30 protein-coding genes and 1 riboswitch are annotated in these 26,627 nt (G+C 66.0%); of the genes, 23 read left to right on the forward strand and 7 right to left on the reverse strand.

The features are described from left to right. Positions 1–9 precede the first annotated feature (9 nt). The 7 genes from flhA to ACE3TJ_RS06140 form a co-directional block, all read right to left on the reverse strand. The gene (gene flhA / locus ACE3TJ_RS06110) at positions 10–2,079 is read right to left on the reverse strand and encodes a flagellar biosynthesis protein FlhA (RefSeq protein ID WP_374599331.1); all 2,070 of its coding nucleotides are present in this window, start codon (positions 2,077–2,079) and stop codon (positions 10–12) included. 73 nt (positions 2,080–2,152) lie between these two features. Next, positions 2,153–2,953: a lytic transglycosylase domain-containing protein gene (locus tag ACE3TJ_RS06115; protein ID WP_374594887.1), complete on the reverse strand. Its 801-nt coding sequence runs from the start codon at positions 2,951–2,953 to the stop codon at positions 2,153–2,155. A 65-nt stretch (positions 2,954–3,018) separates the two neighbouring features. After that, on the reverse strand, positions 3,019–3,384 hold the full coding sequence (locus tag ACE3TJ_RS06120) for a hypothetical protein (protein ID WP_374594888.1): 366 nt from the start codon (positions 3,382–3,384) through the stop codon (positions 3,019–3,021). Further along, positions 3,381–3,680 carry a flagellar biosynthesis anti-sigma factor FlgM gene (gene flgM / locus ACE3TJ_RS06125; RefSeq protein WP_374594890.1) on the reverse strand — a complete coding sequence of 100 codons (300 nt, stop codon included), beginning with the start codon at positions 3,678–3,680 and terminating at the stop codon, positions 3,381–3,383. The genes ACE3TJ_RS06120 and flgM overlap by 4 nt, the downstream gene beginning before the upstream one ends. A gap of 48 nt (positions 3,681–3,728) precedes the next feature. Beyond that, positions 3,729–4,448: a flagellar basal body P-ring formation chaperone FlgA gene (gene flgA, locus ACE3TJ_RS06130; protein ID WP_374594892.1), complete on the reverse strand. Its 720-nt coding sequence runs from the start codon at positions 4,446–4,448 to the stop codon at positions 3,729–3,731. Positions 4,449–4,499: 51 nt separating this feature from the next. Beyond that, on the reverse strand, positions 4,500–5,573 hold the full coding sequence (locus tag ACE3TJ_RS06135; RefSeq protein WP_374594894.1) for a flagellar assembly protein T N-terminal domain-containing protein: 1,074 nt from the start codon (positions 5,571–5,573) through the stop codon (positions 4,500–4,502). Beyond that, the gene (locus tag ACE3TJ_RS06140) at positions 5,573–5,950 is read right to left on the reverse strand and encodes an LPP20 family lipoprotein (RefSeq protein WP_374594896.1); all 378 of its coding nucleotides are present in this window, start codon (positions 5,948–5,950) and stop codon (positions 5,573–5,575) included. The genes ACE3TJ_RS06135 and ACE3TJ_RS06140 overlap by 1 nt, the downstream gene beginning before the upstream one ends. Positions 5,951–6,150: 200 nt before the next feature. On the opposite strand from ACE3TJ_RS06140, the gene flgB reads away from it, so the two are divergent. The 23 genes from flgB (at position 6,151) to purU (ending at position 26,626) form a co-directional block, all read left to right on the forward strand. Then, positions 6,151–6,540 (forward strand): flagellar basal body rod protein FlgB, encoded by a 390-nt coding sequence (gene flgB, locus ACE3TJ_RS06145; protein WP_374594898.1) that lies wholly within the window; start codon positions 6,151–6,153, stop codon positions 6,538–6,540. Between the two features lie 2 nt (positions 6,541–6,542). Then, a complete protein-coding gene (gene flgC, locus ACE3TJ_RS06150; RefSeq protein WP_374594900.1) occupies positions 6,543–6,953 on the forward strand; it encodes a flagellar basal body rod protein FlgC in 411 nt (136 codons plus the stop codon). Between the two features lie 7 nt (positions 6,954–6,960). After that, positions 6,961–7,644 (forward strand): flagellar hook assembly protein FlgD, encoded by a 684-nt coding sequence (locus ACE3TJ_RS06155; protein WP_374594902.1) that lies wholly within the window; start codon positions 6,961–6,963, stop codon positions 7,642–7,644. Positions 7,645–7,674: 30 nt separating this feature from the next. Further along, positions 7,675–8,970 (forward strand): flagellar hook protein FlgE, encoded by a 1,296-nt coding sequence (locus ACE3TJ_RS06160; protein WP_374594904.1) that lies wholly within the window; start codon positions 7,675–7,677, stop codon positions 8,968–8,970. 27 nt (positions 8,971–8,997) lie between these two features. Next, on the forward strand, positions 8,998–9,741 hold the full coding sequence (locus ACE3TJ_RS06165) for a flagellar basal body rod protein FlgF (protein WP_374594906.1): 744 nt from the start codon (positions 8,998–9,000) through the stop codon (positions 9,739–9,741). 18 nt (positions 9,742–9,759) lie between these two features. Continuing rightward, on the forward strand, positions 9,760–10,545 hold the full coding sequence (gene flgG, locus ACE3TJ_RS06170; RefSeq protein WP_374594908.1) for a flagellar basal-body rod protein FlgG: 786 nt from the start codon (positions 9,760–9,762) through the stop codon (positions 10,543–10,545). After that, a complete protein-coding gene (locus ACE3TJ_RS06175; protein ID WP_374594910.1) occupies positions 10,526–11,191 on the forward strand; it encodes a flagellar basal body L-ring protein FlgH in 666 nt (221 codons plus the stop codon). Before flgG ends, ACE3TJ_RS06175 begins: the two co-directional genes overlap by 20 nt. A 16-nt stretch (positions 11,192–11,207) precedes the next feature. Then, positions 11,208–12,308 (forward strand): flagellar basal body P-ring protein FlgI, encoded by a 1,101-nt coding sequence (locus ACE3TJ_RS06180; protein WP_374594912.1) that lies wholly within the window; start codon positions 11,208–11,210, stop codon positions 12,306–12,308. Next, positions 12,305–12,631 (forward strand): rod-binding protein, encoded by a 327-nt coding sequence (locus ACE3TJ_RS06185; RefSeq protein ID WP_374594914.1) that lies wholly within the window; start codon positions 12,305–12,307, stop codon positions 12,629–12,631. Before ACE3TJ_RS06180 ends, ACE3TJ_RS06185 begins: the two co-directional genes overlap by 4 nt. Continuing rightward, positions 12,628–14,517, forward strand: a complete 1,890-nt coding sequence (gene flgK, locus ACE3TJ_RS06190; RefSeq protein ID WP_374594916.1) for a flagellar hook-associated protein FlgK — start codon at positions 12,628–12,630, stop codon at positions 14,515–14,517. The genes ACE3TJ_RS06185 and flgK overlap by 4 nt, the downstream gene beginning before the upstream one ends. A 21-nt stretch (positions 14,518–14,538) precedes the next feature. Further along, positions 14,539–15,459, forward strand: coding sequence for a flagellar hook-associated protein FlgL (gene flgL / locus ACE3TJ_RS06195; RefSeq protein ID WP_374594918.1), 921 nt, complete (start codon positions 14,539–14,541; stop codon positions 15,457–15,459). Positions 15,460–15,622: 163 nt separating this feature from the next. After that, positions 15,623–16,486 carry a flagellar motor stator protein MotA gene (motA, locus tag ACE3TJ_RS06200; protein WP_374594920.1) on the forward strand — a complete coding sequence of 288 codons (864 nt, stop codon included), beginning with the start codon at positions 15,623–15,625 and terminating at the stop codon, positions 16,484–16,486. Next, positions 16,483–17,430: a flagellar motor protein MotB gene (locus ACE3TJ_RS06205; protein WP_374594922.1), complete on the forward strand. Its 948-nt coding sequence runs from the start codon at positions 16,483–16,485 to the stop codon at positions 17,428–17,430. The genes motA and ACE3TJ_RS06205 overlap by 4 nt, the downstream gene beginning before the upstream one ends. Positions 17,431–17,473: 43 nt before the next feature. Next, entirely contained in the window at positions 17,474–17,881 is a 408-nt protein-coding gene (locus ACE3TJ_RS06210; RefSeq protein ID WP_374594924.1) for a MarR family winged helix-turn-helix transcriptional regulator, read from the forward strand. Further along, entirely contained in the window at positions 17,878–19,059 is a 1,182-nt protein-coding gene (locus tag ACE3TJ_RS06215; protein WP_374594926.1) for an MFS transporter, read from the forward strand. Before ACE3TJ_RS06210 ends, ACE3TJ_RS06215 begins: the two co-directional genes overlap by 4 nt. Continuing rightward, a complete protein-coding gene (locus ACE3TJ_RS06220) occupies positions 19,056–19,181 on the forward strand; it encodes a hypothetical protein (RefSeq protein WP_374594928.1) in 126 nt (41 codons plus the stop codon). Before ACE3TJ_RS06215 ends, ACE3TJ_RS06220 begins: the two co-directional genes overlap by 4 nt. Positions 19,182–19,215: 34 nt before the next feature. Beyond that, a riboswitch (yybP-ykoY riboswitch) is annotated at positions 19,216–19,396 on the forward strand. An 11-nt stretch (positions 19,397–19,407) separates the two neighbouring features. Continuing rightward, the gene (locus ACE3TJ_RS06225; protein WP_374594930.1) at positions 19,408–19,977 is read left to right on the forward strand and encodes a TMEM165/GDT1 family protein; all 570 of its coding nucleotides are present in this window, start codon (positions 19,408–19,410) and stop codon (positions 19,975–19,977) included. A gap of 61 nt (positions 19,978–20,038) precedes the next feature. Continuing rightward, complete coding sequence (locus ACE3TJ_RS06230; RefSeq protein ID WP_374594932.1) at positions 20,039–20,698, forward strand: TetR/AcrR family transcriptional regulator; 660 nt, start codon at positions 20,039–20,041, stop codon at positions 20,696–20,698. A 156-nt stretch (positions 20,699–20,854) separates the two neighbouring features. After that, positions 20,855–22,099 (forward strand): sarcosine oxidase subunit beta family protein, encoded by a 1,245-nt coding sequence (locus tag ACE3TJ_RS06235; protein ID WP_374594934.1) that lies wholly within the window; start codon positions 20,855–20,857, stop codon positions 22,097–22,099. Positions 22,100–22,106: 7 nt separating this feature from the next. Continuing rightward, on the forward strand, positions 22,107–22,394 hold the full coding sequence (locus tag ACE3TJ_RS06240) for a sarcosine oxidase subunit delta (RefSeq protein WP_374594936.1): 288 nt from the start codon (positions 22,107–22,109) through the stop codon (positions 22,392–22,394). Next, positions 22,391–25,273 (forward strand): 2Fe-2S iron-sulfur cluster-binding protein, encoded by a 2,883-nt coding sequence (locus tag ACE3TJ_RS06245; protein ID WP_374594938.1) that lies wholly within the window; start codon positions 22,391–22,393, stop codon positions 25,271–25,273. Before ACE3TJ_RS06240 ends, ACE3TJ_RS06245 begins: the two co-directional genes overlap by 4 nt. Continuing rightward, positions 25,266–25,769: a sarcosine oxidase subunit gamma gene (locus ACE3TJ_RS06250; protein WP_374594940.1), complete on the forward strand. Its 504-nt coding sequence runs from the start codon at positions 25,266–25,268 to the stop codon at positions 25,767–25,769. The genes ACE3TJ_RS06245 and ACE3TJ_RS06250 overlap by 8 nt, the downstream gene beginning before the upstream one ends. Beyond that, on the forward strand, positions 25,766–26,626 hold the full coding sequence (gene purU / locus ACE3TJ_RS06255; RefSeq protein ID WP_374594942.1) for a formyltetrahydrofolate deformylase: 861 nt from the start codon (positions 25,766–25,768) through the stop codon (positions 26,624–26,626). The genes ACE3TJ_RS06250 and purU overlap by 4 nt, the downstream gene beginning before the upstream one ends. The last annotated feature ends 1 nt before the right edge of the window (position 26,627 follow it).

Below are 26,627 nucleotides of genomic sequence, written 5' to 3' on the forward strand. Positions count from 1 at the left end.
CAACTCCCCCTAGTTTTCACTGCCGCGGCCGACGACGGCCACCACCTGAACCTGACGGCTGTCCGGAATCTCGTAGAAGGACAGCACCGTCACATCCGGCAGATGCTGGCGCAGAAGCTGGAACAGCGGCCTGCGCACGAGCGGCGTCGTGACAACTGCAAATGTCGTGCCATCCGACAGCAGCGGACGCGCCGCCTCGCCGAGCGCGGTGAGGATGCGCTGCGAGAGCGCCGGATCGAGCGGATAGGCGCCCGTGGGATCGGCGCGCACGGAGGCGACCAGAAGCTGCTCCAGTTCGCCGTCGAGCGTGATGATCTTCAGCTGCTCGCGGATGCCGCAGAGCCTCTGGACAATGAGCCCGCCAAGCGCTGGGCGCACGAGCTCGGTGAGATCGCCGGCATCCTGCGTGCGGTGCGAAACGCCCGACAAAGCCTCGATAATCCGCCGGAAATCGCGGATCGGCACGGCCTCGTCGAGCAGGGTCTGCAGCACCTGAGTAATCGTCTGCAGCGACAGCGCCTTGGTGACGCCGCCCACCAGTTGCGGCGTGGCGGTCTGCAATGTGTCGAGGAGCTTCTGCACCTCGTCCTGCCCGAGGAGCTGGCGCGACTGGCCGCTGAGGATCTGATTGACGTGCGTTGCCATCACCGTCGACGGATCGACGACGGTGTAGCCGTTCGCGATTGCCTGGTCCTTTTCTTCCGGCTGGATCCACAGCGCATCGAGCCCGAACGTCGGATCCTTGACGGCACGTCCGGAAACCGACGCGTGGACGAGACCGGAATCGAGCGCGAGGAGTTCCTGCGGCGCCACCTCGTCCTCGCCGTAGACCACGCCCGAGACGAGTACGCGGTAGGCATGGGGCGGCAGCGCCATGTTGTCGCGCACGCGGATCATCGGGATGACGAAGCCGAGCTCGCGCGAGAGCTGACGCCGGATGCCGGTGAGGCGGCCCATCAGCGGCGCGCCGAGCTTCTCGTCGACAAGGCCGATGAGGCCGTAGCCGATCTCGACGCTGATCTGGACGTTGTCGGTAACATCTTCCCAGCTGATCTGCGATTCCGCATTGGGATCGGCCACCAGCGCCTCGATGACGGGCGCAGCATCGGCCACGGCCTTCGCCCGCTTCAGCCGCCACGCGACATAGCCGGCCGCTCCCGCGGCGGTCAGGATGAGCATGTGCGGCATACCCGGCACCACGCCGAGCAGCAGCAGGATCACGGCAACCGGCGTCCAGGCACCCACCGAGCCGAACTGGCTCGCCACCTGCCCGGAAAGGTCGAGGGGGGAAGATACGCGGGTAACGATGATCGCCGCCGCGATCGACAGCAGCAGCGCAGGGATCTGCGCGACGAGGCCGTCGCCGATGGCGAGCAGGATGTAGTTCGAACCCGCCTCACCCAGCGTCAGCCCATGCTGCACCGTGCCGAGGATAAGGCCGCCGATGATGTTCACGAACAGGATGAGGATGCCCGCGATGGCATCGCCCTTCACGAACTTGGAGGCGCCGTCCATCGATCCGTAGAAATCCGCTTCGGTCGCGACTTCCTGACGCCGCGCCTTGGCTTCGTCGGGCGTCAGCAGGCCCGCGTTCAGGTCGGCATCGATCGCCATCTGCTTGCCGGGCAAGGCATCGAGCGTGAAACGCGCCGAAACTTCCGACACGCGGCCCGCACCCTTGGTGATGACGACGAGGTTGATGATGACGAGGATCGAGAAAACGAAGATGCCGACGATGTAGTCACCACCGACGAGGAAGTTGCCGAACGCCTCGATCACTTTGCCCGCGGCGTGCGGCCCTTCGTGACCGTGGACGAGCACGACGCGCGTGGAAGCGACGTTGAGCGCGAGACGAAGCAGCGTCGCGAACAGGAGCACGGTGGGGAAGGACGAGAAATCCAGCGGTTTCTGCGTGTTCAGCGCCACCATGAGCACGGCGAGCGAGATCATGATGTTGAAGATGAAGAACGTGTCGAGCATGAACGGCGGGATCGGCACCACCATCAGCACGACAAGCAGCAGGATGCCGATCGGCAGGAAGGCCGCGCGGGCGGCACCTGCCCAGATCGAGCGGTTCATCTGGAGCGTTGCGGCAGTCACGAACGGCTCCGGGCGCTGGTCTTCAAGGCTTCAAACTCCGTGTGAAACAGGCTCAGCCGAGGCTGGCGAGCGTGAGATAGGCAAGTCGGGCGGCTTCCGGTTTCGTCGTCGTGAGCAGGCCGTCGAGCGCGGCAGCGTCCTCACCGGCGAGCGCAAGCGCGAGGCTCATCGGCAGCGGCGGTTCGGCGGGCATGGCAGGTGCGCGCGCGGCGAGTGCCTGATCCGGCGCATCGTCCCCCATCTTGGCGGCGAAGCGCTCGTAGACTTCCGAGAGCGAACGCGGTGTGCCGTTCGATGCGTAGAACACCGCGCGGTTCGCAGCCGCAGCCGCAGGCATCACCTGATCGGCGCGCTGATCGGGGTTGGAAGCCATGGCGCCGAGGAACTTCGAAGCGCCGCGCGGCCCAAGGAAATGGCCCATGTAAAGATCGGTCGCGTTCGCCGTGCGCCCCGTGGCACCTTCGATGGCGTTCTGGTTGTCGCGCGCCGTTTCCGCCGCCATCAGCGCCGAGGCTTCGGGCTCATTGCGGAGGTTCATGATCGCTGTGCGCAGGCCGGGATTGGCGACGGAAAGCCGTCCGCGCGCGTCGGTCTTGATCGCGTTCGCGGCCCAGCTGAGGCCATGCTCCGCGCCGTGGCGCTTCAGCGCGCCGAGCCAGCTCTGATCGATGAACTGATAGAGCCCTGTCGCACTGCTGGTGCGCGCTTTCGCATCGGGCCGGAGGCCGCTTTCGACCTTCGCCTGATTGTAGAGATAATCGAAATCGACACCGGTACGCCGGCTCGCTTCGGCAATCGCCGTGCGGACGCGGTCAGCGCCTCCAGCGATCGTAGAAAGGGGCGTCGGATTCATGACGGCTTCGTCTCCTTTGCGGGAGACAAAGCAAGGGTCGTGCCAGTGTTAGAAAATCAGCGCCTTCAGGCGCAGTCGAGGTCCAGCGTGCGGTAGCCGCCGTCCATGCGGCCGTTGCGGCCGTAGCGGACCTGCGGCGCGTGCCCGGCGGCGCGCGACAGCACGGCGAGGCGGCGTTCGACGCCCGCAAGCAGAAGGTTCACGCGGAGCGCGGCCTGTTCGCAAAGCTCCGCACCTTCGCGGATAAGCGCATCGGTTTCGGCATCGCTTTCGACGATCGGCGAAAGCTGGAGCGCCGAAATCGCGGCGAGCTTCGCGGGTGTCGAGGATTCGAGGACGCTGATGTCCCCGCTTTCCAGCGCCGCGAGCTCTGCGCGCAGCGTTTCGTTCAGGGTCTTCAGTGTCTGCCGGTAGGCAGGGGCATCCATCATTCGGCCGTCCAGCCGAGATCGAGATCGACCATTTTGCGGGCGATCTGTTCGGGATCGACCTTGTAGCTGCCATTCGCGATCGCAGCGCGAAGCTCGGCGACGCGCGCGGCATCGACCGGCGCGGCAGCGGCATCGCGCGCCGCGGTGGCAAGTTCGGAAAGCTCGGCGCGCGCAGGCGTCGGCGCGGTTTCGGCCGCAGCGGTTTTCTTGGCTCCAGCCGCCTTCGCGGCAGCCGGGTCCAGAAGCACCGATGCTCCGTTCAGCCCTGCCGGGCGGCCAGAAATTCCGTCTACCATCCTCGTCGCCTCATCATCGCCTGTGCGGCGCAAAAGCCCATTATAATTTCATTCACGACCGTCTTCCGGATTCTTATAGCCCGGAAGCGCAACAATTCCCGGCGCGATCACAATTGCCTGTATTCGGTTCCCCGAAGCCACGTTGCGAACGCGCACGCGGCCGCCCACCGGGGCGTCCTGTTCGGCAAGGCCATCGACCGCGACTTCGATCCCGCCCCCTCCGCTTTTGATCTGCACGGGATCGCCGCGCTTCACGGCATTTGCGGCGATCAGCACGTTGGCGCGCACCGCCTCGCCGGGGTTCAGCGCGCGAATAACCACCTTGCCGACCACCTGATCGACCGCCGTGACGCCGCCTGGCACATAGGTATCAGGCCGGAAATCCACATCCCCCGCCGTGATCGTACCGCCGCGCGGCACCGGGCGAACGACGACGACGGCACCGCTTCCACCCTGCACAGCGCCCTGCCCCGCCGGTTTCATGTCGATGGGAACGTAAATCTGCCAGCCGGCCGGCCCGCCGCAGCGGACGAGAACCGTCGTCTGCCCCGTGCCGTACCAGATCAGTTCCGGCCGGATAGCACAGGCGCCAAGCTTGAGGCGGCGATCGACGCGCGGCGCGCGGTTCGGCCCGGCGAAGTCGCCGATCTGGGCTTCAAGGCGATCAAGGTTCTCGAAAATCACGGGCTGGGCCGTCGCCGCGGGTACGCCGACGGCAAATACTGCCGCCAATGCCCACAAGCGTCGGGAAACCGTCGTTCTGTTCATCCAGCCTTGCATGACACATTTCAAAGCAATGTCCATGCCAAGCCCGGAACGTTAGCGCAGGCGCAGCGCCGTCCGCGTTCCGGGAGGCACCCCATCGCCGAGCACGCGCGCCCGCGCGGCGCTGCCCGACACCGAGACCACCTCGGCAAACGTCCATCCCGGCCCTGCCCCAGCCGCAACGCGCGCGTCTCCGAGCCCAAGCAGATCGCCGACGACGAGATCGCCGCCCGCCGCCGAGATCAGCAGTTCGTCCCCCGAAGCCCCGTTCACGGCCACTTCGAGCGGGCGGCAGCGCGCGAACGCCCCCGCTTCCTCGACGAGATCGGCGAGCTTTCCGCCGAAATCGGGCGCAACGGCACGGCGCGAGGGGCGATAGTCGGCGGGAACATATTCCCACGTCCGCGCCGAAAGCGTCCAGTCGCTATCCCGCGTGATCCGCCCGAGGAGCGTGCCCCGCACGGAATCGTAAACTTCCACGCCCAGCACGGCCTCGGCGCGCTTGCCCGTGATCAGTCCGGCGCCTTCGACCCGGTGCGTGCGCATCTCGATGAACGGCTGCACGAACAGGCCGTAGCCGGGCGCGCCGCCATGCGCGAGCGCCGCATAGCGCTCCGAAGACCGCCGCGCGGCAGCAAGCGGCAACGCGGCAGGCTCCCCATAGGCATCCCGGAACGTGCGCTCGGCATCGGCACGCACCGGGTCCGCAATGGCGGGATCAATCGCCGGATCGATATCGACGCGTAGCGGTCCCACATGCATCGCGGGCCGCACCGATGCGTTGCACGTGTTGGCCTCAAGCGGCGCGAGCGTTGCGGATACCGCAACCCGCAACAGGCCGCCCTCGCGCCATTCGTCCGTCACCTCGAACGCAGTCACCTTCGCGCGCGCGGTCGCCCAGAGCGTGTCGGACCGCACGATATTGCGATCGATGATCGTGCGCGCCTCGACATCCATGCCGCCCGCCGCGACCGCCTGCCGAAGCGCATCCCCGATCGCCGCGCGGCGCGCACGCGCCGCATCCGCGCCGAGCGGCGCGGCGCCTTCCACGTCGACGCGCACGTCCGCGGCCGCCGGAAAGGCCGCAAGAACGACAGCAACGGCAAGAAGGGCGGCCCCGCGGCGCATCAGTCGGCCCCGCCCGCCGGTCGCCGCATTTCAACGACGGTTTCGTAGGTATCGTCGCCCTTCGGCGTGATCTTGACGATGCGTGCACCGGATACGGTGCCGCTCACTGTGGCGCGGATCGAGTCCGACTGCAGCGACGTGTTGGATGCGGAGGACTGCGACTGCAGCTTCACGCCGTAGACCTGCTCGGCCAGGTTGCGCAGCGCGGCAAGGTGCGAGGCGCGGATCGCCAGCAGACGGCGCTCCTCGTCCGTTCGCGCGGGCTGCGACGAGATCGGAGCGAAACCGACGCCGGTCAGCACGGCGGGCGCTGCTTCCTGCGCGTGTGCCGGCAGGACAAACAGGGCAAGCACCGCAAACGCGGTCCGGGGCGTCATGAGTCTCATGTCAGGAATAACGACAGCTTCGGGTTAAGATTAAGTGCGCGCAAAAACGCGTCGGGAAACCGACGGAAGACCGTCAAGGCTCCGACAACGCACCCTTTCTCTCAAAATATATCTATTGAAATCATACTGTTATCGATCTGGCACGCCACTTGCTGGAGCGAGAGCGGACAAAACCATCAGGACGTACCGCAATGGACGTACTCGACAATTATTTCGGTGTGCACGCACAGGCGCTCGAATTGCGTTCGAAGCGCCTCGAACTGCTCGCCTCGAACATCGCCAACGCGGCCACCCCCGGCTACAAGGCGCGCGACATCGATTTCGCCGCGCAGCTGAAGTCGGCGGAGAGCGGCGGCGGTGCGCTGACCGTCACGGCCGGCAATCACATCGGCATGGGCGGTCCGGGCGCGACCGGTAATGCGCTCTACCGCATTCCCAACCAGGCTTCGCTCGACGGCAACACGGTCGAGCTTTCCACCGAGCAGACGCGCTTCGGTGAAAACGCCGTCCAGTACCAGACGACACTCGCGTTCCTGAATGGCCGCATCAACACGCTCTCGCGTGCGCTGAAGGGCGAATGACGATGGCCGGGCTTTCGATCTTCGACATTTCGGGCCGCGCCATGTCGGCGCAGCTTGTGCGTCTCAACACCACGGCGAGCAACCTTGCGAACGCCGGCTCCGTCGCGCGCAGCGAGGCCGAAGCCTACAAGGCGCGCAAGCCGATCTTCGAGACCTATTTCGATCAGGCGAACGGCGGGGCTACGGCGACGGTGGACGTCGTCGATGTCGTCTCCGCCGGCGGCACGCCCGTGAAGCGCTACGATCCGGGCCACCCGCTCGCGGACAAGAATGGATATATCTACGAAGCCGCAGTCGACCAGACCCAGGAGATGGTCGAGCTGCTCGAGGCTTCCCGCCAGTATCAGAACAACGTCGAGGTCATTCAGACCGCGAAGTCGCTGATGCTGAACACCCTGAAACTCGGACAGTGAGGCAGGCATGACCAGCACCAGCAGCGGTCTTGATCTCAATGCGCTCGGCATCAAGAGCTACGATTCAAGCAACACCGTTACGCAGAAGACCCAGCTCGACCAGAGCGACTTCCTGAAGCTGCTGACCACGCAGCTGAAGAATCAGGATCCACTGAAGCCGGTCGAGAACGAGGCGTTCGTCGCGCAGATGGCGCAATTCTCGTCGCTGTCCGGCATTACGGAAATGAACACCAAGCTCGGCAGCATCCTCGACTCGCTGAACAACAATCAGCTTTCGACCGCCACCGGCCTTGTCGGCAAATATGTGCTGACCTCTGGCACCAAGGCGGTGCCGGACGGCACCGGCGCCGTTTACGGGGCGATCACGATCCCCGAGGGCGCGACCGACACGACAGTCGCGATCAAGGATTCCACGGGCGCGACGATCCGGACGCTGAAGCTCGGCGCGGTCGAGGACGGCGTCCACGAATTCGCGTGGGACGGCAAGAACGACGCGGGCGAGGCCGTCGAGCCAGGCCCAGTCACCATCGAGGCAACGGCGAACGTGGGCGGCAAGCGCGAGGCGCTCGCCACGTCGGTCTACGCCCTTGTCCAGTCCGTCAGCACTGCAACGCCGAATTCACCGATGACGCTCGATCTGCTCGGCATCGGCTCCGTCACCTTCGACAAGGTTCAGAAGATCAGCAGCTAGTTCTCACCGTTTCCAGAGGAGACCCTACCCATGGCCATGTATACCTCGCTCACCGGCCTCAACGCCGCGCAGACCGATCTTTCCACGACTTCGAACAACATCGCGAACGTCGGCACGGTCGGCTTCAAGCGTTCGCGCGCCGAGTTCGGCGACATCATCTCCAGCTCCGCGCTGCAGAGCGCCGGCCGCGTCGCCGGTTCGGGCACCGCGCTCAAGACGATCAAGCAGCAGTTCACGCAGGGCGCGATCCAGTCGAGCCTCAACGTGATGGACCTCGCCATCATGGGCGAAGGCTTCTTCATGGTGAAGTCGACCTCGGGCACGACCGACATGCAGTTCACGCGCAACGGCTCGTTCACGGTGAACAGCGAACGCTTCGTCGTCGATAGCGGCGGACAGGCACTGCAGGTCTATCCGGTCAACGATTCGGGCACGGTGATCTCCACGAGCATCAACGACACGCGCGCGCTGCGTCTGCCGCTGACCTCGGGCCAGCCTCGTGCGACGACGGGCATCAACCTTGCGCTCAACCTGCCGTCCGACGCCGAGGTGATCCCAAACAATCCGATCTACACGCCGACGAACCCCTATGTGTTCAATCCGGACAACCCCACGACCTACAACCGGTCGACATCGACGACCGTGTACGACTCGCTCGGCAATCCGCTGGCGGCGGAAATCTACTACGTCCGCACGTCGAGCTCGAACTCTTCCTCGACCACGAACGACTGGAACGTCCACGTGATCGTCGACGGCACCGAGCTCACCCCTTCGAGCGGTCCCTCGCCGATGCAGATGCAGTTCGACAACTTCGGCCAGCTGATCTCGCCCACCACAGGCGTTGGTTTCGATCCGCTGGCGATCCCGGGCGGCGACGCGCTGCAGATCGCGCTCGATCACGGCACCTCGACGACCCAGTATTCGGATCCGTTCTCGATCGTCTCGATGACGCAGGACGGCTATCCCTCGGGCCGCCTCGACAGCGTGACCGTCGATAACAACGGCGTCATCTTCGCGAGCTTCACCAACGGCCAGACGCAGGCCCTCGGCAAGGTGTCCATCGTGACCTTCGCCAACGCCAACGGCCTGAAGCAGACGGGCGACGCGCACTACACCTCCACCGGGCTTTCGGGCGAACCGATCCTCGGCGAGGCGGGATCGAGCGGTGTCGGAACGATCCGGTCGGGCGCGCTTGAAATGGCGAACGTCGATATCACCGAGGAACTCGTCAACCTGATCACCGCGCAGCGCAACTTCCAGGCGAATGCGAAGGCGATCGAAACCGACAGCGCCATGACCACCGCCATCATCAACATCCGCAGCTAAGCGGAATTGGGCTGACCGGAACCGCTGATGGACCGTCTCGTCTATACCGCCCTCTCCGGCCTGCGCAGCGCCATGGCTGCGCAGGACGTGACGGCGCACAACATCGCCAACGCGAGCACGATCGGCTTCAAGCGCGACGTCAGCGCCGCGCAGAGCCGTCATCTCGTCGGCGGGCAGAGCTTCGCCAGCCGCATTCAGGCGGCCGAAGGCACGCTCGAGTCCGATACGGCGCCCGGCACGGTCAACCAGACCGGCCGCGCGCTCGACGTGGCGATGCTGGGCGAATCGATGATGGCGGTCCAGGCGCCGGACGGCAGCGAGGTCTACACCCGGCGCGGCGATCTTCGCATCAGCCCCACGGGTATCCTTGAAACCGGCGACGGTCTCGTCGTCGTCGGACAGGGCGGGCCGATCACGGTGCCGCCGGCGAACACGGTCGAGATCGGCGCGGACGGCACGGTGAGCATTCGTCCGCAGGGCGGGCAGCTCAACGAGATGAGCGAAGTGGGCCGCATCAAGCTGGTGACGCCGCAGCCGGACGAGCTCGAAAAGGGCCTCGACAATCTGATGCGCGCGGCGGGCGGCGGACAGCTCGCACAGGACGATACGGCCCGGCTTCAGACCGGCGGGCTCGAGGGATCGAACGTCAACATGATGGGATCGATGATCACGATGATCGAGCAGGCGCGCGCCTTCGAGGTGCAGGTTCAGCTCGTCACCAGCGTGCGTGACATGGATACGAGCAGCACGGCGCTGCTCCGTCTTGAATAACGAAGAAGGAGCCAGACGATGAGTTCGGCACTGCATACGGCACGGAGCGGTCTCGACGCGCAGGACATGCGCATGAGGGTGATCTCCAACAACCTCGCCAACGTGAACACCACGGGCTTCAAGCGCGATCGCGCGGAATTCCAGAGCCTGATGTACCAGAACTATCGTCAGGCGGGCGCGAACAGCGAGCAGTCGACGCAGTACGCGACCGGCCTCAACATCGGCACGGGCGTGCGCATCGTCGGCACCGAGCGTATCAATACGCAGGGTTCGATGCAGTCGACCGACAACCCGACCGACATGGCGATCAACGGCTCCGGCTATTTCCAGGTGCTGAAACCCGACGGCACGATCACCTACACGCGCGACGGTTCGTTCACGGTGAGTGCGGAAGGCCTGCTCGTCACCAACGACGGCTACCCGCTGCAGCCCGACATCACGATCCCCGAAGGCGCACGCTCGCTCACGATCGGCAAGGACGGCACGGTCAGCATCGTCAATGCCGGAGACTCCTCGCCGAGCCAGATCGGCCAGATCCAGGTCGCGAACTTCCTCAATCCGGCCGGCCTTCAGCCGCTCGGCGACAATCTGTTCGCCGAAACCGCCGCAAGCGGTGCGCCGATCGTCGGCACGCCGGGCGTCGATGGTCTCGGCGAGATCAACCAGAACATGCTGGAAACCTCGAACGTCAACATGGTCGAGGAAATGGTCAACATGATCGAGACGCAGCGCGCCTACGAGGTGAACTCGAAGGTGATCTCCACGGTCGACGGGATGATGCAGTATGTCACGCAGAACCTTTAAGGTTGCCGCGCTCTCGCTGCTCGCGGCGACCACCGCGTGCGCAGCGCCCTACGAGCGTCCGATGGCGGAATTCGCACCCTCGCACGCCCCGGCGCCGACCGCGCCCGTGCAGGCGACGGGCGCCATCTACCAGGCCGGGCGCTTCGCAAGCCTCGTCGAGGACAATCGCGCCCGCCGCGTGGGTGATGTGCTGACGATCGTGCTCGTCGAGAAGACGCAGGCGGCGAAGTCGGTATCGAGCGCCAGCTCGCGCAACAGCGACATGTCGCTCACGCTCCCCGATGCGAAACCCTTCTCGTGGGTGCCGGACGGGCTGCTTTCGGGCGGCAGCGGCCAGACGTTCGCCGGACAGGGTTCCGCCGCGCAGTCGAACCAGCTGACCGGCGAGATGACCGTCACCGTGGCGCAAGTCTACACCAACGGCACGATGCTCGTGCGCGGGCAGAAGCTCATCAAGCTCAACCGCGGCGAGGAGTATCTGCAGATCTCCGGCATCGTGCGTCCGCAGGACGTGACGCCGGAAAACCGTGTCGCCTCCACGCGCGTTGCCGACGCCCGCATCGCCTATTCCGGCACCGGCGAACTCGCGCAGCAGACCCGCATGGGCTGGCTGCAGCGCTTCTTCACCGCAATTACACCCTTCTAGGTCCAAAGGACTCGCCATGCGCCTTCGCCGCTTCCTCATCGCTTTCGTCCTCGCCTGCGGGTTCGCCGCACCGGCGGCGGCGGAGCGCGTCAAGGATCTCGGCGATTTCGCCGGCATCCGGTCGAACCAGCTTGTCGGCTACGGCATCGTCGTCGGTTTGAACGGCACCGGCGACGACAATCTCGAATACACGATCCAAAGCATGAGAAGCGCCATCGCGCGCTTCGGCGTCGTCATCCCGCCGGGGGTGAAGGCGAGCCTCAAGAACGCCGCCGCCGTGATGGTGACGGCTGACCTGCCGCCCTTCGCGAAGCCCGGCCAAAAGATCGACGTGACCGTCTCCGCGATCGGCAAGGCGAAGTCGCTTCGCGGCGGCAACCTGCTGCTGACGCCGCTCGTCGGCGCGGACGGCGAGGTCTATGCGATGTCGCAGGGCAGCCTTGCCGTCGGCGGTCTCGGCGTCGAGGGGCAGGACGGATCGAAGGTGACGGTGAACGTCCCCTCCACCGGCCGCATCCCGCAAGGCGCCTCGGTCGAGCGCATGGTGGATACGCCGTTCGCGACCTCGCCGAGCCTGGTGCTCAACCTTCGCGAGGCCGATTTCACGACGACGCAGCGCGTCGCCGACGCCATCAACAAAACGCTCGGCGGCGGCACCGCCTCCCCGATCGACGCGGTCTCCATCGAAGTCACCGCGCCGATGCAGGCGGACCAGCGCATCAGCCTCGTCTCGATCATCGAGAACATCGAGGTGCAGCCCGCCGCCCCCGCCGCGCGCGTGGTCGTCAATTCGCGCACCGGCACAGTGGTGATCGGCGCAAACGTCCGCGTCTCGCCCGCGGCCGTCAGCCACGGCAGCATGGTCGTGAAGGTGACGGAGAACCCGCAGGTCAGCCAGCCCGGCCCCTTCTCGCGCGGCCAGACGACCGTGACACCCGACAGCGGCATCGAAGTCGAGCAGGGCGGCGCACACATGTTCCTGTTCAACCCGGGCGTCGCGCTCGACGACATCGTGAAATCGGTGAACGCGCTCGGCGCAACCCCCTCGGACCTCGTCGCCATCCTCGAGGCCTTGAAGCAGGCGGGCGCGCTCAAGGCGGAGCTGATCGTGATATGACGACGATAAACGGCCTCCAGAACGGCGGAACCGCGGCTGTCGACAGCAGCCGCAAGAACACCGATGCGAACCTCGACAGGGCCGCACAGCAGTTCGAGGCCGTTTTCGTGAACCTGATGCTGAAGCAGGCGCGACAGGCCGTGCCCGATGGCGGTCTCTTCCAGAGCGAGGGCCTGAAGACCTTCCGCGAAATGCAGGACCGGGAGCTTGCGGGCACCCTCGCGAAGCACAGCCCACTCGGCATCGCCGAGGCGCTGAAGACCTTTCTCGCGCGTGGCCAGAAAACCGCAGCCCCAGCGACAAACGAAGGCGAAGCGAAATGAGCGACCTCCTCGGTCTAGGCGCATCGGGCGTCCGCGCCTACCAGACCGCGCTCGACATCGTAGGCGAGAACATCGCCAACGCGAACGTGCCCGGCTATGCGCGGCGGACCGCCGTTGTCACCGAGAATCCCTCCGCCGGCGGCGGCTTCCCGCTGATCCGGCAGACCGCAGCCGGAAGCGGCGTCAATGTGAGCGGCGTCGCGCGCGCCTATGATGCCTTCCTCACCAACGATGCACGCACCTCCTCGGGCGATTATTCGCGCGCGCAGACGCGGCAGTATTGGCTGAGCGAGATCGAATCGTTCCTCAACACGGGTTCGCAGGGCCTCTCGGGCAGGCTGACGTCGTTCTACAACGCCGCGCAGGACGTCTCCGCCGATCCCACCTCGCTCTCCGCGCGCGACGCCTTCCTGTCGGCCGCCGGAGAAGTCGCCGCGCAGTTCCGCAGCCTCGCGCAATCGTTCGACGCGACGCGCACGGGCATCAAGCAGGATGTCGATCAGACCGTCGATCGCATCAACGATCTCACCAGCGCGCTTTCGACGCTGAACGGCACCATGCGTCGCACCGCAGCGGGCACTTCGGCATCCGCGAGCCTCGAAGACGAGCGCGACCGGCTGCTGAACGAGCTGGCGTCGCTCACCAAGATCGACGTCACCACCCGCGGCGACGGCACGGTCGATGTGCGGCTCGACAATTCGAACGGCCCCATGCTGCTCGATCAGATGGGCGCGAAGCTGCTCGGCGCCACCGAGGCGAACGGGAAGATCAGGCTGACGCTTGATCCGTTCGGCAACAGCGGCACGATTCCAGTGCCGGGCAGCGGCGTGCTCGCCGGACTTTCCGATGCCTACACGCAGAACAGCAACAGCATGGCGGCAATCGACACGCTTGCCCAGCAGTTCATCACCAGCGTCAACGATGCACACCGGCAGGGCGTCGATCTGAACGGCATCGCCGGCGGCGATCTTTTCGCGGCAAGTTCGCTCGTGGCGACACCGTCGCGCACCAACACCGGGCAAGCGACGCTCGACCTGCAGGTGACCGACGAATCGCTCGTCTTCGCCGGGGGCTATGAGCTCTGGTACGATGGCGGCACCAGCCAGTGGACGCTCTCGCGCGCCGATGGCAGCGCCTCCATATCCGGCAGCGGCACGCTTGATCTCGATGGCATCCACCTCGAACTCGGCGGCGCGCCAAAGGGCGGTGACTGGTTCCAGATCGAAGGCGTCTCGGGCGCTGCGGGCATGCGCGTTCTCGTCGAGGACGGCGCAGATGTTGCGGCGGCAGCGCCGTGGGCGGCCGATATTTCCGCGGCCAACCAAGGCACGGGCACGGTTTCGGTGCGCAGCAACCCGGCGGCCGCCACGATCCCCGCGCCGGTGCCGACGAGTTTCACGGTCCGCATGGGCGCGGGCAGCACATACGAGATCATCGACACGGCCGACACCGGCATTCCACCCACCGTGCTCGCGAGCGGTCCCTATGTGCCGGGTGCGTGGATTCCGGTGAACGGCTTCGATGTGCAGCTTTCGGGCGCGATCGCAGAAGGCGACAGCTTTGTCGTCGCGCCGACGGCGGCAGGCATGGCCGACAACGCCAACATGCTGCGCATGGTCGATACGCGGCTCGGCAATCCCGGCTTCGAGGGCCGCTTCGCGCGCGAGGTGACGCGGGTTGCAACGAACCTCAACGATACGAAAGCGCTGGCTTCGGCAACGCTCGCCGTGCGCGACAAGGCGCTGGAAACGCGCGACGCGGCCTCCGCCGTCAATCTCGACGAGGAAGCCGCCGATCTCATCCGTTTCCAGCAGGCCTATCAGGCCTCTGCGAAGATCATCGCGGCCGCCCGCGAGATCTTCCAGACCATCATCGACATTCGCTAAGCATCCCCAAGGAACCGCAACATGCGCGTCGGCACCTTCCAATCCTTCCAGTCGCAGACGAGCCGCATGGGCTCGCTGCAATCGACTCTCGCGCAGCTCGAGGCGCAGATCGCTTCGGGCAAGCGCATCCTCGATCCGTCGGACGATCCCCTGGGATCGAGCCGCGTTGCGGACCTGCAGCGCAGCATCGACAACAATCAGCAGTTCATCCGCAACATGGATGCGATCACCACGCAGCTTTCGTTCGCCGACAGCGCCGTGGACGCCATGTCGAACCAGATGGTGCGCGCGAAGGAACTCGCCGTGCAGGCCGCGAACGGTACGCTGACCGACGCCGACCGGAAGGTGATCAGCACCGAGCTCGGGCAGATCATCGACCAGATGCTGTCGCTTTCGAACAGCCGCGACGCGGCGGGCAATTATTTGTTTTCTGGCGCTTCGGTCGCAACGGCACCGTTCGCGCGCGATGCGACGGGTGCCATCGTCTGGCAGGGCAGCGGTGAAGCACCGAAGGTGCCGATCAGCGCCGACGTTGCTGTGTCGACCGGTGCGAACGGCCTCTCGATGCTTTCGATCGAAACGAGCGGCGGACGCCAGACGATCCTCGCCTCGCTCACGGAATTCAAGGCGCTGCTCGAAGACCCCAGCGTCGACGCCGCAACCTTCACGGCCGGCATGGAGAAGGCGCTCAGCGACACGACGGCGGGTATCGACCGCCTTGCCGACCAGCGCGCGACCTTCGGCTCGCGCATGGCGCAGGTGGATACGGAGACCGACCGTCTGAAAGCGCTGGAGACCACGATGACGACCGCGAAGAGCAATCTCGAAAGCCTTGATGTCGCCGCGGCCATCGTGCAGCTCAAAAGCGCGATGACGCTTCTTGACGCCTCGCAGCAGAGCTTCGCCCAGATCAAGAAACTGTCACTCTTCAGCTACTTGTAACACTGTGCTGCGTCGCAACAAATCTGGGTTCGAGGAAGCCTTTCTCAACCTTTGGGTGCCTAAATGGCCGTCAATTGAGGTCGTTAAGCAAGATGGACAGACGGCATCGCGAGAATCCGGGCGCGGCCCGGTGATGCCGCCAGGCAATGGAGTTGTGCGTTAGATGTTCGCTGCGATCGGCCTTATTGTCCTTTTCGCGATGGTCTTCGGTGGTTTCGCCATCACCGGCGGCAATCTCGAGCCGGTCATGCACGCGATTCCGCACGAGATGCTCATCATCGGCGGCGCGGCGGCGGGTTCGCTGCTGCTCGGCAACAGCTTTGCCATCCTGAAGCAGGTCGGCGGCGGCATCGGCAAGATCTTCAAGGGCCCGACCTACAACCGGAAAGATTATCTCGACGCGATCTTCCTCGCCTCAAAGCTGATGAAGACCATGAAGACAGATGGCCCCGTCGCCATGGAAGCGCACATCGAGGATCCGAAATCCAGCAGCATCTTTCAGGAATATCCAAAGCTGCTCAAGGACCACTTCCTCATCGATTTCATGGCGGACGCCATCCGCCTCGTCGTCGTCTCTTCGGGCACGCTCAACGTGCACGCGGTAGAGGAGATCATGGACAATGCGATGAAGACGCATCACCACGCCGCCATGAAGCCGGTGAAGGTGCTGCAATCCACCGGTGACGCCCTCCCCGCGCTCGGCATCGTCGCGGCCGTGCTCGGCGTCGTGAAGACCATGGGCTCGATCGACCAGCCGCCCGCGGTTCTCGGCGGCATGATCGGCTCGGCGCTCGTCGGCACCTTCCTCGGCGTGCTCCTCGCCTACGGCATCGTCTCGCCGATGGCGAACCGGCTGGAGCAGATCCTTGAGGAAGACGGCGAGATCTATCATGTCGCCAAGGCGATCATCATTTCCTCGCTGCACGGCAACGCACCTGCAATGGTCATCGAGGCCGCGCGCACCAGCATCAGCAGCAAGAACCAGCCCGGCTTCGCCGAGGTGTTTGACGGGCTGCGGGGCCGATGAGCGCCGAGCCTATCAAGCCGCTCGTCGCCGAAGCGGAAGTCCCGCCGCCGATCATCATCAAGAAGATCACGATCGAAGCGCACGGAGGGCATCACGGCGGCGCATGGAAAGTTGCCTACGCCGACTTCGTGACCGCGATGATGGCGTTCTTCCTGCTGCTGTGGATCGTCGGCGCGACCAACGAAGACCAGCGCAAGGGCATCGCCGATTATTTCTCGCCGACGCTCGTCCAGCACACCAAGGCGGGCGGATCGAACGGCGTGATGGGCGGCCGCGCCATGCTGGCGCCCGATGGAAACGCGCCGAACGCCGTACCGAAGGGCTCACAGCGCCTGATGCCCGTCACCAGCTTTTCGCGCGTGACGCCGCCGACGCCAGAGGAACGCGCAGCGGCGGACCAGTTGCAGAAGGAAGACGTGAAACGCTTCGAAGCTGCGGCCGAAGCGCTCGAAAAGCGCATGGCGAGCGACAAGAATCTCGCGCAGCTCCGTGACCAGCTCCGGCTGTCGGTGACAGAGGAAGGCCTGCGCATCGATATCCTCGACGAGGCTGACTTCGCGATGTTCTCGCTCGGCACCAACCGGCTTTCGCCGCAGGCACAGGATCTTGTCCGCGCCGTCGCCACCGCCGTGCAGACGATGCCGAACCCCATCGCCATGCGCGGCCACACCGACAGCCTGCCCTACGCCGGCGGCTCGCTCGGCGGACCGGTGGGCGGCATGAACAACTGGGTACTTTCCGCGCAGCGCGCCGAAGCCACGCGCGCCGCGCTCGCCGCCGCCGGCGTCGATCCGACGCGGTTTTCGCGCCTTGAGGGCGTCGCCGACCGCGAGCCCTTCAACAAGGCGAACCCCTACGATCCGCGCAACCGGCGCATCAGTGTCACGCTGCTCTATCGCACGCCGATGGGCCCCGGAACCGCTGACCAGCCTCCCGCCGAATAAGACGGGTTGATCGGCGCGGCAGGTGCGTGCATATGCACGCATCATGTCTTCACCCTGTGTCTGCACACGCCTGCGTCGCGCGGCCCGCGCCGCGAACACGCTCTACGACGCCGCGCTCGCGCCGGCGGGCCTCACGACGCCTCAATTCGCGTTGCTGCGTACGCTGGCGCGCACGGGCGCCTGCTCGCTGACGGCGTTCGGCGCGGCGACAGGCCATGACCGCACCACGCTGAACCGCACCGTCGGTGCGCTCGAACGCGAAGGTTTCGTGCAATCCTGCGCAGGCACCGACAAGCGCCAGCGCATGGTTTCGCTGACGGATACGGGCCGTGCCGCGATCGACCGCGCAACGCCGCTCTGGGAGCAGGCGCAGGCGGAGATGGCGCGCCAGATCGACACCGAAACGCTGTTCACCCTGCTCGACCGCGTCGAATTGGCGGCGCACGCATGAAGCGGCCGGTCGTCGTCATCGCCTGCGGGGCGCTGATCGTCACGCTCGCCATGGGTGTGCGGCAGACCTTCGGGCTGTTCCTTCCCGACATGAGCGCCGCGCTCGACATCGGGCGCGGCACGTTCGGGCTCGCGCTCGCCATCCAGAACCTGTTGTTCGGCCTCGCGCAGCCGTTCGTCGGCGCCATCGCCGACCGCCACGGCGCCGGGCGCGTCGTCGCCTTCGGCGCCATTCTCTACGCCCTCGGCCTCATCGGCGCGGCAATGGCGTCGAGTGCCCTCGGCCTTCACATCACGTTCGGGATCATCGTCGGCATGGCGCAGTCCGCCACGACCTTCGTCGTCGTGCTCGGCGCGGTCGGCCGCGTGGTGCCGGAAGCGCAGCGCTCGCTCGCCTTCGGGATCGTCACGGCAGGCGGCTCGCTCGGCCAGTTCCTCATCGTGCCCGCCGGGCAGATGCTGCTCGGCGACTTCGGCTACCAGACCGCGCTCATGGTGCTCGCCGGCACCGTCGCCGTCGGCGCGGCGCTGTCGTTCGGCGTCGCCGGAAAACCGCAGCAGGTTCGGACCGACCAGCCCCTCGGAAACGCCCTTACCGAGGCACTATCGAACCGCAGCTTCCAACTGCTGACCGCAGGCTTCTTCGTCTGCGGCTTCCACATCGCCTTCATCGCCACGCATTTCCCGGCCTATCTCGCCGACAAGGGCCTCGGCACCTCAATTGGCGCCACGGTGCTGGCGCTCGTCGGCCTCTTCAACATCTTCGGCTCGTACATCTTCGGCCTGTGGGGCGACCACGCGCCCAAGAAGCTGCTACTGAGCGGGCTCTATGCGACCCGGGGCCTCATCATCGTCATCTACCTGCTTCTACCCGTATCAACAGCCTCCTCGCTGGCCTTCGCCGCCGCGATGGGTTTCCTGTGGCTCGGCACGGTGCCGCTGACGAGCGGTCTCATCGGGCAGATTTTCGGGGTGCGTTACCTGTCGATGCTCTACGGCATCGTCTTCCTCAGCCATCAGGTGGGCAGCTTCTTCGGCGCGTGGATGGCGGGCGTGCTCTACGACATCACCGGCAACTACGACGCGACCTGGGGCGCCTCGATTGCGCTCGCGGTGATCGCCGCGCTCCTGCACTTGCCGATCCGCGCCGTTCCCGTCGCGCGGCTGCAGGCCGCATGAGCCGCCGCGCACATCTTCTCGTCGTGGCGCTCGGCCTGCTTGCCGCAGCCGCCGGCTGGGCGCTGTGGAACCGCGAGGGCGCCATGCTCTGGCTCGCCGGGTTTGCGAGCCTGTGCGGCTGAGCCGCTTGCGCTCGCGTGCAAACCCGGCTAGCAGCACAGCGTCATCTGGGGAGTAGCCAGCCGCCGACAAGGCGGGCCTTCGCGTCAACATACTTGGTCGAGAGGCCATGGTGCGAGGGGAACGGGATCACCGTTCGGGCGAGACCAATGACGTCGCTTCCCTGTCCGGTCGGGCGGGGGAGGCGATGTCGTTGGATTCGCGTACTGCCCGACCCGGAGATATCCCTTGGAAGCCCTGTTCGTTTCGACCGTCGTGGTCGCGCTCGCCGAAATCGGCGACAAGACCCAGCTGCTCGCCATCGTCCTCGCCGCCCGCTTCAAGCGCCCGATGCCGATCATCGCGGGCATCTTCGCCGCCACGATCGCCAACCATTTCCTCGCCGCGCTTGTCGGCAGCCAGGTCGCTTCGATCCTCGAAGGGCAGTGGTTCCGCTATGCTGTCGGTGCCTCGTTCATCGCCATGGCGCTCTGGACGCTGATCCCCGACACGCTCGACGACGTGGAAGACAAGCCCGCCCGCTTCGGCGCGTTCCTCACCACGCTCATCGCCTTCTTCCTCGTCGAGATGGGCGACAAAACCCAGATCGCCACGGTCGCGCTCGGCGCGCGCTTCGAGAACGTGATCGCAGTGACGATGGGCACCACGCTCGGCATGATGATCGCGAACGTGCCCGCCGTGTTCCTCGGCGACGCGCTCATCCGCCGCGTGCCCATGCGCGCCGTTCACATCACCGCCGCGCTGCTGTTCCTCGCGATCGGCCTCTGGGTGGTCGCGCAGACCGCCGGCTGGGTGTGAGGCCCGGCATCGCCAAGGAAGCACTGGACAATCCGGGCGGCAACGCGCATCGCTTCGGCCCATGACCGGTACGCCCAAGGCGCGCCCAGCGCGCCGTCTCACCCGTGAGGACTGGATCGCAAGCGCCCGCAAGACGCTTGTCGATCGCGGTGTCGACGATGTGAAGGTCGATCGGCTGGCGAAGCAGATGCGTGTGACGCGCGGCAGCTTCTACTGGCATTTCCAGCACCGCAAAGACCTTCTCGATGCGCTGCTGACCGACTGGGAAGCACGCAACTATTTCGAGATCGCGCAGATCCGCGCGCGCTGGGCGAAGACCGCGCCGGATCTCACAGAGGTCGTGGCGAGCTGGCTGGATGCGGACCCCGCCTTCCCGTCCTTCGACGTTGCCGTGCGCGCATGGGCACGCAAAAGCACCGACGTGGCCGAAGCGGTCGAGCGCGCAGATGCCGCATGGATCGGGCTGCTGCAGGAGCTGTTCCAGAAGAGCGGCTACGACAGCGACGAAAGCCTCGTCCGCGCGCGCATCACGCACTTCCACCAGATCGGCTATTACGCCCTCGGTTTCCGCGAGCCCCATGCCGAGCGGCTTCGCCTCGTCCCGCTCTACTACCGCGTGCTGACCGGCCGCGAACCGACGGCCAATTTGCTGAAGACACTCGGCGATCTCGTCAGCGAAGCGCCCGTCGCCAAGCGCGCGGGCCGCAAGGCCGCAGGCTAACCCAAGTCCAGTGCAACGCTGTATCTTCGTTCCGAAAGCCTGAGCTTTCGGAGACGCCATTCATTTGCTTTCCATGCATTTCGCAGGATTGATTCCAAACAGAAGTGTATGTATCTCTGACGCCGTGATGGGAAGCAAGCGGGGAGCGACGGGCAGGTGACACGATATTCGGCGTGGTCGCTGCTGCGCGCGGGCCTTTCCGGCCAGCGGACGTGGACGCCCGCATGGCGCGACGCGAAACCCAAAAAAAGCTACGAGGCCGTCATCATCGGCGGCGGCGGGCATGGCCTCGCGACCGCGTATTATCTCGCGAGCAAGCACGGCCTTCGCGACATCGCCGTGCTGGAGCGCGGCTGGATCGGCGGCGGCAACACGGGGCGAAACACCACCGTGATCCGCTCCAACTATTTCTTCCCGGAAAGCACGCGCTTCTACGATTTCTCGCTGTCGCTCTACGAAGACCTGTCGCGCGAACTCAATTACAATATCATGTTCTCGCGGCGGGGCATGTGGAGCTTCGCGCACGACCGGCACGGCGTTGAGATGCTGCGCCGCTCGGCGAACGCGATGCGGCTGAACGGTGCCGACGCCGAATATCATGAGGAGGACGAGGTGCTCCGCCGCATCCCCGGCCTCAATCCCTCGCCGCGCTTCCCGATCCTCGCCGGCCTGCTGCAACCGCGCGGCGGCACCGCCCGCCACGATGCCGTGGCATGGGGCTATGCGCGCGCCGCCGACAGCCTCGGCGTCGACATCATCCAGAACTGCGAGGTGACAGGCTTCGACATTCGCGATGGTCGCATCCGGGGCCTCGAGACCTCGCTCGGCGATATCACCGTAGATCGCGTCGGCCTCGCGGTCGCGGGCCACAGCAGCGTAATGGCAGCGCGCGCGGGCTTCCGCCTGCCGATTGTTTCCTACGCGCTGCAGGCGTTCGTGTCGGAACCGATGAAGCCAGTGCTCGATACCGTCGTGCTCGCGCCTTCCACCGGCACCTACCTCAGCCAGTCAGACAAGGGCGAAATCGTGGTGGGGAGCGCGCTCGATCTGTTCCCGTCCTACGCGCAGCGCGGCAGCCTGCCCGTGCTCGAACACACGGCGGCGGGTCTTATCGACCTGTTCCCGCACTTCTCGCGCGTCCGCCTGCTCCGGCAGTGGGCAGGCATCGTCGATGTCGTCCAGGATTCGACGCCGATCCTTGGCGAAAGCCCGGTGAAGGGCCTGTACCTCAATTGCGGATGGGGCACCGGCGGCTTCAAGGCGATCCCCGGCGGCGGCTTCTGCCTTGCCCACAACATCGCGACCGGCGAGGCGCACCCGCTTGCCGCCGCCTTCTCACTCGACCGTTTCCGGACCGGCGCGCTCATCGATGAAGCCGCCGCCTCCGGCATTGCGCATTGAGGTCACCATGCTGCTGATCAATTGTCCCTGGTGTGGCCCGCGCGCCGAAAGCGAATTCCGCTGCGGCGGTGAAAGCCCGATCGTCCGCCCCGCCGACCCCGCAGCAACCGATGATACAGCATGGGGGGACTACATGTTCTTCCGCGATAACGTGAAGGGCCTCGGCTTTGAACGCTGGCACCACCGCTACGGCTGCGGCCTCTGGTTCAACATCGCGCGCGACACCGTCTCGCACCGCATTCTCGCCGTCTACGGCATGACCGATCCCCGCCCGACGCTGGAGAGCGAGGCATGAGCGGCTACAGGCTCGACCACGGCCGCGACATAGACCGCAGCCGCCCCCTCACCTTCCACTGGGAAGGCAAAAAATATTCAGGCTTCGCTGGCGATACGCTCGCCTCCGCCCTGCTCGCCAGCGGCGTCCGCATGGTCGGGCGCAGCTTCAAATATCACCGCCCGCGCGGCCTCATCGCCGCCGGGCTCGACGAGCCCAACGCCATCGTCCAGCTCGAACAGGGCGCGCAGACGATCCCGAACCTCAAGGCGCCTTATGTGGAGCTTTACGAAGGGCTGAGCGCCAACCCGGTCAATGCATGGCCCAGCCTCAATTTCGATCTTCTGGCCGTAAACGGCCTCCTGAAGCGCTTCATTCCGGCCGCCTTCTATTACAAGACCTTCATATGGCCGGATTGGCTGCTGTTCGAACCCGCGATCCGCAAGGCTGCTGGCCTCGGCACAGCACCGAAGCTTCCCGACCCTGATGTCTACGCGCAGATCTCGGCGCACACCGAGGTCCTCGTCGTCGGCGGCGGGGTCGCCGGGCTTTCGGCAGCGCTGCAGGCCGCGCAGGCTGGGAAAACCGTGATGCTGGTCACCGGCGGCGCGCATTGGGGCGGCAGGCTCGCCGGAACCAGCGACACGATCGAAGGGAAGCCGGCACGCGTCTGGATCGAAGACACGCTCCGCGCTCTTGCCGCGATGCCCAATGTCACGCTGAAAGCGCGAACGCTTGCCACGGGACATTACGATCACGGCATGGTCGCGCTTTGCGAACGCCTGACCGACCATCTGCCGCTCGAACAGCGCAGCGGCCCGCGGCAGCGGCTGTGGCGGGTTCGCACCGACGAACTGATCCTTGCAAGCGGCGCAATCGAACGCCCGCTGGTCTTCCGCGGCAACGATCGCCCCGGCGTGATGCTCGCGGGTGCGGCACGCGCTTATCTCCATCGCTACGGCGTCGTCGCCGGGCGGCGCATCGTCGTCGCAACGAACAACGACAGCGCATGGCAGGCGGCTTTCGATCTTGCCGAGGCGGATGCGCATCTTGTCGCCATTGTCGATGCACGCAGTGCGCCGTCCGCCGCGCTGATCGAACGCGCGCGCGGCTTGGGCATCCCGGTCCACACAGGCATGGCCCCTGCCGCAGCACTCGGCGGGCGGTCGCTGCGCGGCGTGCGGGTCGGGCCCGTATCAAACGATGGACAAATCCAGGGCGCCACGCAGACGCTGCGCTGCGACACGCTGCTCGTCTCGGGCGGCTGGAATCCCGCCGTGCATCTCCATTCGCACGGCGCCGGCAGATTGGCGCTCGATCCGAACCTTCAGAGCTTCACCCCCATCGCCACCGCGGGACATCGCAGCGTCGGCGGCGCGGCGGGTGATTTCGCACCCACCTCTCCGATCCCGGCGCTGTGGTCGATTTCTGAAACCGGAGAGCCCCATCCCGAAGCGTGGGTCGATTTCCAGAACGATGTGACCGCCGGAGACGTGGCGCTCGCCGCGCGGGAGAACTTCCGCTCGGTCGAGCATCTGAAACGCTACACGACGCTCGGCATGGCTTCCGATCAGGGCAAGACCTCGAACGTGAACGGCATCGGCATCCTCGGCACGCTGCTGGATAAGCCGATGCAGGCGATCGGCACCACCAAGTTCCGCCCGCCCTACGACCCGACACCGTTCGGCGTGTTCGCCGGACACCGTGTCGGCGAAGGTCTGCGCCCCCGCCGCCGCCTTGCGTTCCACGACTGGCACAGCGCGAACGGCGCATCGCTCGACGAATACGGCGGCTGGATGCGCCCCGCGGCCTACCCGCGCGCGGGTGAGAGCGAGGAAGACGCCGTCCGCCGCGAGGTTCTATCCGTACGTGCCGGCGTCGGCCTCTTCGAAGCCTCCCCGCTCGGCAAGATCGAGGTGAAGGGCCCGGACGCAGCCGCCTTCCTCGATCGCATGTACGTGAACACGATCAGCACGCTGAAACCCGGCCGCTGCCGCTACGCGATCATGCTCACCGAAAACGGCACGGTGTTCGACGACGGTGTCGTCACGCGGCTCGGAGAGGATCACTTCCTCGTCGGCACGACGAGCGGGCACGTCAGCGCGATCGCTGAAGCGTTCCGCGAGTGGCTTCAGTGCGAGTGGACGACGATGCAGGTGCTCGTCGAAGACGTCACCACCTGCTGGGCAGTCGCGAACATCGCCGGGCCGAAGGCGCGCGACGTGCTCGCCGCGCTGGAGCCGGACGTCGACATTTCGAGCGCCGCCTTCCCGCACATGAGCGCGCGTACCGGGCACGTCTGTGGCCTCCCTGCGCGTATCGCGCGCGTCAGCTTCACGGGCGAGCTTTCCTATGAAATCGCCGTGCCATGGCGGGATGCCGGGGCATTGTGGACCGCGCTGGTCGAAGCCGGCACCCCTTACGGTTTGACCCCGTTCGGCGTCGAGGCGCTGATGACAATGCGCATCGAAAAGGGCTTCCTGCATGTCGGCTCGGACACCGATGGCGCCACGCTGCCGCAGGACATCGGCTTCGGCGGCATCATGCGGAAGAAGACGCAGGATTTCGTCGGCCGCCGCTCGGCGCTCCGTCCCGACGGGCTCAGGACCGACCGGCGCAGCCTCGTCGGGCTCGAAGTGACGGACGGCAATCCGGCCCCGCTCACCACCGGCGCGCACGTGCTCCCCGCCGCGACCGCCGCGCCGCAGCCGAGCGAGGGCTGGGTCACGTCGAGCACATGGTCGCCGACGCTGGAGGCACCGCTCGCGCTCGCACTTGTCGAACGCGGGCAGGACCGGATGGGCGACACCGTGCGCGTCTGGGATCTCGGCACATGGCGCGAGGCGCGCATCACCGGCCTCTGCCGCTATGACCCCGAAGGAGCCCGGCTCGATGCCTGACCACCTGATGCCGGATTGGTGCCGTATCGATGCGGACCTCGCCGTCGCCAAGATCCAGATCACCGGCGCCGATGACGCGCCGCAGCGGCTCGCAGCGGCGCTCGGTCTCAGCACGCCCGCTCCGAACCGCTTCACCGGCAATGGCGATATCGCGCTCTCGGCGGTCGCGCCGGGCGAATGGCTGCTCACGGGCACGGCAGACGGCGTGGCGACCGCACTGAACCGCGCCGAGGCCGCGTTTCCGAACGAACCCATCCTCGCGCTCGATCTCACCCACGGACGTATCGCGCTGCGGCTAGAAGGGCCGGCGGGGCAGGATTGGCTCGCTGCTTTCACGCCGCTCGATCTCCGACTCCCGGCCGGCGCCGCGGTTCGCACGCGTTTCGGCGACATCGGCGCCTTCATCGCGCGCACAAGCGATACGCCTGCGTTCCTGCTGATCGCCGATCAGAGCTACGCCGGATACCTCCTGCACCTCCTCGGAAGCCCGTCATGACCGAACTGAACCGAACCCGCTGCGTCCTCCGCTTCCGCAGTCCGGATCGAACCGGCATCCTCGCGGGATTGACGCCGCTTCTCACCGACAACGGCTGGGACATTCGCGAGGCCGCGATCTACGGCGACCCGGACAGCGCCACCTTCTTCGCGCGCATGGAACTCGCGAGCGACAGCGCCCGCACGGCCGATCTCGCCCGGCACATCGCCCCCGCAGTCGTCTCGCTCGGGCTCGACTGGGAAGTCCACGACATCGCCGAACCGATGCCCGTCCTGATCGCCGTCTCAAAGTTCAACCACTGCCTCGTCGATCTCCTACACAAGGTCGAAATCGGCGCCCTCCCCATACGCATCGTCTGTGTCGTCTCGAATCACGAGCAGGAACGAAAGCGCGTGGAATGGCACGGCATCCCCTACCACCACCTCCCGGTGGACCGCTCGGACAAAGCCGCACAGGAACGGCGCTTCCTCGAGATCATCGCAGAGACCGGCGCCGAACTCACCGTCCTAGCCCGTTACATGCAGATTCTCTCGGATGACTTCGCAGGCCAGTTCGCCGGCCGCTGCATCAACATCCACCACAGCTTCCTGCCGAGCTTCAAGGGCGCCAAGCCCTACCATCAGGCCAAAGCACGCGGCGTGAAGCTGATCGGCGCCACCGCTCACTACGTCACCGCCGACCTCGACGAAGGCCCCATCATCGAGCAGGACGTCCGCCGCGTAACCCACGCAACCACCGCCGAGGAGATGGTCGCCATCGGCCGCGAGGTCGAAGCTTCCGTGCTATCCCGCGCCGTCCGCTGGCACGCCGAACACCGCATTCTTGGCAACGGTAACCAGACAGTCGTGCTGAACTGAC

The organism is Sphingosinicella sp., assembly GCF_041916975.1.
In the GTDB taxonomy this organism is placed as follows: domain Bacteria; phylum Pseudomonadota; class Alphaproteobacteria; order Sphingomonadales; family Sphingomonadaceae; genus Sphingosinicella.